The following is a 6,924-nucleotide window of genomic DNA, read 5'->3' as shown; positions in this document are numbered from 1 at the left end:
TCACGGTGATCGCCCCGAAGATGGCCAGCTGGACCTTGGTCAGTCTGTCGAGCATCTACGCCGCCCCCTACCGGTCCCGAGAACCCGACGCCGTACCCGGCGGGATCGCGAACGGATCGGCTGCCTGTCCGGACAGGTTGGCCAGTTCGCCGGTCAAGAAGTCGGGCGGATTGAGGATCTCGGCCATGTGCGCCATGTTCGGGTCGAAATACGCTGTGGTGAAGAATGTTTCGCCGAAGCGGCGCAGGGTCAGGTCGAACGTGGTGAACACGTTGAGGTAGTCGCCGCGCACGGCCTGTTTGATCCCGAAGTTGGGAAACGGGAACGTCAACAGGATCTGCAGCGAGGTGACGAAGTTCTTCCGGTTGTCGTTGAGCGTTTTCACCACCGAGTACAGGCCCTTGAGGTCTTCGGCGAAGTCCACCTTGGTCTTCGACAGCACGTGGGAAGTGACCGTCGCCAACCGCTTCAGCGCACTGAACGCCTCGACGATGTGGTCCCGGTTCTTGTTGAGTACGCCGACCGCCTCGGGCAGCGTGGTCAGCGCCCTGCCCAGGTTGTCCTTGTCGCGCGCCAGGATCGCCGAGAATCGATTCAGCCCGTCGACCGCGTCGATGATGTCGTCGACCTGACGGTTGAGCCCCGCAGTCAGTTCGGCCAGCCTGGGCATCAGGTCGACGAACTGACTCTGCCGTCCCGCCACGGCCTGGTAGGTCTCGTCGGTGATCTCTTGCAACGCGCCGACATTACCTTTGTTGACCACCACACCGAGGGCCGACAGCACTTCCTCGGTGGTGGGATGGCGGCCCGTGCGCGACTCCGGGATCTTCGCACCGTCGGTCAGCCTACCGACCGCCGGCACGCCCTCCGGGGCTGCCAGGTCGACGTGCATGGAACCGAGCAGGGACGTCTGGGCGACCGTCGCAGTCGCGTTGGCCGGCAGCACGACGTTCTTGTCCAGCGCCAGCTTCACCGCTGCATAGAAGGAGCCGTCGGGCCGTTGCTCGGCGGAGATGCCCGTGACGCTGCCGACGGTGACGTCGTCGACCATGACCGGCGAGTTCTGCGGCAGCGTCGCGACGTCGGGCATGTCGACGGTGATCGAGTAGGCGCCGCTGCCGTGACCGGCGGTACCCGGCATCGACAGCGAGTTGAGACCGTTGAACTGACAACCGGCCACCAACGCACTGCCCACCGCTAACACACTGCTGCGCAAAACAATTCGCTTCATCGGCCACCACCGCCCTCAGCGGGTGACGTCGCGCCGGATGCGGGCGCAGGGCCCGGCAGCGGACCCAACGCCGAGGGCGGACCGGGCGCCGGCCCCGGGGCGGCACCGGCCTGCGGAGCCGTCGGCACCAGCAGGGCCTGCAGATCCGCCGGGTTCTCCGGGGCCGGCGATGTGGCGCCTCTGGCCGGTATCCACGTCAGCTCAGGAACGGGCGTCGCAGCCTTGGCTTCGGTAGCCGGGGTGTCGTAGATGATCTGCCCCTTGTACGCGGTGATCGTGTTGAGGGGATGGAACATGATCGGCGGGTAGTTCGCGGCAAGCCGGCGCAGCACGGGCCCGAGCCGCTCACGGCAGATCTCGGCGCGCTTGAAATAGTCGGGCGCGCGGGGCCCGGCGGCCGTGTCGAAAGTCCCGCCACAGATGAACTGCACCGGATTGGCGAACTCGGGGATCGACAGCAGCCCGTTGAGCGTGCCCTGCGCGGGGTCGTAGATGTTGTAGAAGTTCGAGATTCCGGGGCCCGCCACGTGCAGGACCTGCTCGATGTTGTCACTCTGGTCGCTCAGCGTCTGGGCGAAGTCGTTGAGCTGGTTGACGGTGTCGATCAGCGTCGAGTTGTTCTCGTGCAGGAAGCCCCGGACATCCGCGAGCGCCTTGTTGAGGGTGTCCAGCGTGGTGTCCAGGTGGCGGGAACTGTCGGCGAGCACCTGCGACACCGACGCGACGTTCCCGGCGAACTGCACGATCTGCTCGTTACTCGACGACAGCGCGTTCACCAGCACCTGCAGGTTCTTGACCGTGCCGAACAGGTCGCCGCGCGAATCCCCAAGCCGCCCCGCAACCTGTGCGAGCTCGCGCAGCGCGCCGTGGAACGACTCCCCGTTGCCGTCGAGCGTGTCGGCGGCCTGGTTGATCACCGCGCCCAACGGCCCTTGCATCGACCCCCCGACAGATCCGGTCGGCCCGAGCTGGACGGCCAGTTGGGTCAGTGACTCCTTGACCTCGTCCCATTCCACCGGGACACCGGTGCGGGCCAGGTCGATGCCGGCGCCGTCGGGCAGCACCGCCCCGCCCGTGTACGCCGGGGTCAGCTGAACGAACCGCGCCGCCACCAGGTTCGGCGACATGATGAGCGCACGCACGCCCTTGGGAATCTTGACCTGGTCGGACACCGACATGGTGATCTTGACGTCCGAGGGCCGCGGTTCGATCGTGTCGATGTGCCCCACGGGGACGCCGAGGATCCGGACCTGGTCGCCGGGATAGATGCCGACGGCCGAGGTGAAGTAGCCGACGACGGTTCGGCTCTTGCCGTGCGCAGTGAGCACGTACACGCCTCCCAGCAGCGCCACGACCAGCGCGATGGCGCTCAGGCGGCGCAGCCCCCGGCCGACCGGGATCCGCCTCGTCATGGCGACTCGCTCATGGTGACTCGCTCATGGTGACTCGCTCATGGTGACTTGGGCCTGATAATCCAGCGCTCCTGGATGAGACCGCGCAGGTAGTCGCCGAGACTGGCCGGAAGCTTGCCCGGCTGGTAGAAGAAGTCGAACATCATCGCGATCATCGGCGCGGGCAGGACGGAGTAGACGTTGACGTTGAAGCCGGGCCCGGAACCGACCACCTCGCCCAGCTCGGTGGCGTAGGTGGGCAGCCGTTTGAGGGCCTCGGTGATGTAGTCGCGGCGCTCATTGAGGTTGGCCAGCACCGAATTGAGCTTGCCCAGCGCCGGGCCGAACTCCTTGCGATTATCGGCGACAAAGCCTGAAATCTGCTGCGCGACAGCGCTGATGCCCGAGATCAATCGGCCCAGCGCTGCGCGCCGTTCGTCGAGCGCCGCGAACAACTGGTTGCCGTCGTCGACCAGCTTGGTCACCTGTCCGGCGCGCTGGGCCAGCGCCGACGACACCGACTCGGCGTGCGCCAGCAGGCTTTGCAGTGCCTCGTCACGACGGTTCAGGGTGCGCGAGAGCGCGGTCACCCCGTCCAGCGCGCCGCGCAGTTGCGGGGTGGCGTCGTGCAGCGTGTCGGTGAGAACGTGCAAGGCCTGCTCGAACTGCGGTTTGTTCAGGTTGTGCGCGTTCTGACCCAGATCCTCCAGTGCACCGGCCAGGCTGTACGGCGTGGTGGTCCGGCTCAGCGGAATGCTGGTGGCTGTGCCGCCGCCGGCCGGACTCACCGCAACGGAGCGCTCCCCGAGGATGGTGTCGGTGCGGATCGCAGCCAGCGACTGGTTGCCGACGGCGACGTGCCGGTCCACCGTGAAGGTCACCTTGGCACTGTTGCCGGCCAGGCCGACGGCCTGCACCTTGCCGACCTTGAAGCCGGACACGTACACGGCGTTGCCCGGGTTGATGCCGCCTGCATCGGTGAAGTACGCGTCATAGACCTTGCCCTGCGGCCAGAACGGCAACCCGGCATAACCGAACGCGATCAGCACGATGCAGACCACCATCACCAGGCCGAATATCCCGGTGCGCAGCGGGTCGCGCTCACGCTGGGGATTACTTGGCAAAAGCGCACCTCCCCTTGCTCTGGTCGACCTGGCCGCCGATGGGTAGCAGGATATCGCCGCCGGCCGGTCCGTTGATCTTGATCCTGACGGAGCAGAAGTAGACGTTGAAGAACGACCCGTAGGCGCCCAGCGCGCTCAGCCGCAGATAGTCCTCGCCCAACTGCTCGATGTCGTTGTCCACCTCAGCCTTACGTTCGTCCACCTCGGTGGCCAGCGGCCGGGTGTTCTCCAGGATGCCTTGCAGCGGCCGGCGCGAATTCTTCAGCAGCTGCGTGAGATCCGTCGTTGTCGAGGCCAGTGCAGGGATGGCGCCCGCGATGTCGTCCTTGTGCCCGGCCAGCCCGGTGATCAGTTTCTGCAACTGGTCGACGCTGGCCGAGAACTGCGCACTCTTGGCGTCGATGGTGCCCAGCACCGCGTTGAGGTTGGTGATCGCGTCCCCGACGAGCTGGTCGCGATTGCTCAACGCCGACGAGAAGGCGCTGGTGTCGGCCAACACGTTCGACAACGCTCCCCCCTGACCCTGCAACAACTGGATGACGGCGCCGCTGATCGTGTTGATCTTGTCGGCGTCGAGCCCCTTGACAACCGGACGCAACCCGCCGAGCAGCGCATCGAGATCCAGGGCGGGCTGGGTGTGCTGCGCGTCGATGGTCCCCCCGGGTGGCAGCTTGCGCAGTTCGCCCGGACCCGAGGTGATCTCCAGGAACCGGTCGCCGACCAGATTCTCGTAGCGGATCAGCGCACGCGTCGACGAGTACAGCGTGTAGCGCTTGTCGACCCCGAACTTCACGTCGATGCTGTTGTCGGGGTTCAGGCTGATGCCCTGCACCGCGCCGACCGGAACTCCGGCGATGCGGACCTTCTGGCCGGCTTTCAACCGCGACACGTTGGTGAAGGTCGCGTGGTAGGTGCCCTCGGATCCGAATCGGAAGTCGCCGAAGACCACCACGAGCCCGGCGGACACGAGCAGCATCGCCACCGTGAAGACGCTCACCTTGATCACCACCGAACGGTGCGAGGGCATGTCCGCGGCCGCCATCAGAAGTCGTCCCGTTCCGCGAAAGCGCCGTGGAACAAGAACTGCAGCGTCGAGGGTGCGTCGAACTGCAACTCGGTGAACGGCTCGTAGGGAATGTTGGCATTGTCGGTGACCAGGAACGGGGACCGGAACCAGGATCCGCCGTTCTGCTTGGTCGGGATGTCGGGCAGCCCGCGGCAGTTCGGGCCACCGGACCCGTTGACGACGGGCAGGGACTCCGGATAGGTGTAGGACGGCGCGCCCAGCACGAAACTCGACGAGGTGAACAGTCCCGCTTTGCGCACACCGAGCAGCGGCGCGAACTCCTTGATGCCGCGTTCGATACCCGCGAACAGGCAACCGAATTCCGGTGAGTAGTCCGCGGCCACCTTGACCGGGGCCCGCAACCTGTTCACCGCGTCGATCACGTTCTGTTCGGCCGGTGCCACCGCGTCGTGGGCGTTGTCGGCCAGGCCGATCGTGGCCAACAACGTGTCGTCGAGGTTGCCCTGCTGGTCGACGACCGTATTGCTGATCGCCGGGAGGTTGTCGATGGCGCTGTTCAGGTCGGGGGCGGCCTCGGCGTAGATGTTGGTGGCGGTCCCGGCCTCACGGAAGTCCCGCTGCAAGGCGGGAAGCTTCGGATTGGTCTGGCGTGTCAGCGTATTCAATCCTGCCAGCAGCCGGCCTACGTCGTCGCCATGACCACGCAGGCCCTCGGCCAGGGCACTCAGTGTCCCGTTCAGTTCCACCGGATCGATCTTGTGCAGCAGCTCGATGAGCGACTGGAACAGCGTATTGACTTCCAGTTGTACCACCGAGGCGGCAACGTGCGCGTCCGGGCGCAGGGAGGTCGCCGACGGCGTCCGGGGGGCCAGGAATTCCACCGCCTTGGCGCCGAACACCGTGTTGCTTCCGATACGCACCGTCGCGTTGGAGGGGATGAAGCGCATGTCGTTGCTGTCGACGGCCAGCGTGAGGCGAGCCCGATCGTCGGCGTAATCGATCGCCGTCACTTTGCCGATCTGGATGCCCCGATACTTGACCTTGGCGCCCTTGTCCATCACCAACCCCGCCCGCGGTGCCGACACGGTGACGGTGTCGGTCGAGGCGAAAGCCGCCGTATAGGACAGGTAAGTCAGGACGACGAACCCCACGATCAGGCCGGCCAGCAGCACCGCTGCCAGCCGTACCGTCGATCGCCGAGACTCGCCATCTGCCATAGAGCGCTCCCCTTACCCGGAGAGGTTGAAGTTACCGGACGCGCCGTACACGGCGAGCGAGATGAACAACGTGATGACGACGACCACGACCAGGGAGGTCCGCACCGCCTGGCCGACCGCGATGCCCACACCTACCGGCCCACCTTTGGCGTTGTAGCCGTAGTAGGTGTGGACCAGCATCACCGCGATCGACATCACGATGGCCTGCAGGAAAGACCACAGCAGGTCGGACGGCACGAGGAAGGTGTTGAAGTAGTGGTCGTAGAGGCCCTTGGACTGCCCGTTGAGGTACACGGTGGTGAAGCGGGCGGCGAAGAACGCGGCGAGCACCGACAACGAGTACAGGGGGACGATGGCGATCAGGCCGGCGATCAGCCGGGTCGAGACCAGGTAGGACACCGAGTGCACGGCCATGCATTCGACTGCGTCGATCTCCTCGGACACCCGCATGGCACCCAGTTGCGCGGTGGCACCCGCACCGATGGTGGCCGCCAGCGCGATACCGGCGATGACGGGCGCGACGACGCGGACGTTCAGGAACGCCGACAGGAAACCGGTCAGTGCCTCGATCCCGATGTTGCCCAGCGACGAGTACCCCTGGACTGCGATGACACCGCCGGAGGCCAGCGTCAGGAAGGCCGCGACGCCGACGGTGCCGCCGATCATGATCAGCGCCCCCGTGCCCATCGTCATCTCGGCGATCAAACGGATCGTCTCGGTGCGATACCGGGTGAGCGCATTGGGGACATAACGCATGGTCCGGCCGTAGAACAACGCCTGCTCGCCGAAGTCGTCGACGGGTCCGGAAAGCCGCGAGATGACGCGGCGGAACTGCAGGGTGACGTCGTAGCTCATCGCGTCGTCACTTGGCCGAGATCCGCACGCCGATCGCGGTCGTCACCACGTTGATGACGAACAGACAGATGAACGCGTA

General features: G+C 65.9%; 7 protein-coding genes. All 7 read right to left on the bottom strand.

What is annotated here, in order from left to right; all coding sequences use genetic code 11:
• Window positions 1-67: 67 nt before the first annotated feature.
• Window positions 68-1,231: a virulence factor Mce family protein gene (locus ACOJVU_RS17270; RefSeq protein ID WP_421530886.1), complete on the bottom strand. Its 1,164-nt coding sequence runs from the start codon at window positions 1,229-1,231 to the stop codon at window positions 68-70.
• Complete coding sequence (locus ACOJVU_RS17265; RefSeq protein ID WP_421530885.1) at window positions 1,228-2,643, bottom strand: virulence factor Mce family protein; 1,416 nt, start codon at window positions 2,641-2,643, stop codon at window positions 1,228-1,230. Before ACOJVU_RS17265 ends, ACOJVU_RS17270 begins: the two co-directional genes overlap by 4 nt.
• A 38-nt stretch (window positions 2,644-2,681) precedes the next feature.
• Window positions 2,682-3,746, bottom strand: coding sequence for a virulence factor Mce family protein (locus tag ACOJVU_RS17260; RefSeq protein WP_421530884.1), 1,065 nt, complete (start codon window positions 3,744-3,746; stop codon window positions 2,682-2,684).
• Window positions 3,736-4,788 carry an MCE family protein gene (locus tag ACOJVU_RS17255; RefSeq protein WP_421530883.1) on the bottom strand — a complete coding sequence of 351 codons (1,053 nt, stop codon included), beginning with the start codon at window positions 4,786-4,788 and terminating at the stop codon, window positions 3,736-3,738. Before ACOJVU_RS17255 ends, ACOJVU_RS17260 begins: the two co-directional genes overlap by 11 nt.
• On the bottom strand, window positions 4,788-5,990 hold the full coding sequence (locus tag ACOJVU_RS17250) for an MCE family protein (RefSeq protein ID WP_421530882.1): 1,203 nt from the start codon (window positions 5,988-5,990) through the stop codon (window positions 4,788-4,790). The genes ACOJVU_RS17255 and ACOJVU_RS17250 overlap by 1 nt, the downstream gene beginning before the upstream one ends.
• Window positions 5,991-6,002: 12 nt before the next feature.
• Entirely contained in the window at window positions 6,003-6,845 is an 843-nt protein-coding gene (locus ACOJVU_RS17245; protein WP_421530881.1) for an MlaE family ABC transporter permease, read from the bottom strand.
• Window positions 6,846-6,852: 7 nt separating this feature from the next.
• On the bottom strand, window positions 6,853-6,924 hold a 72-nt coding region (locus ACOJVU_RS17240; RefSeq protein WP_421530887.1), incomplete at its 5' end, for a hypothetical protein.

Source organism: Mycobacterium sp. THU-M104, assembly GCF_049197365.1.
GTDB lineage: Bacteria > Actinomycetota > Actinomycetes > Mycobacteriales > Mycobacteriaceae > Mycobacterium.
This window is presented reverse-complemented; position numbering and strand designations above follow the sequence as displayed.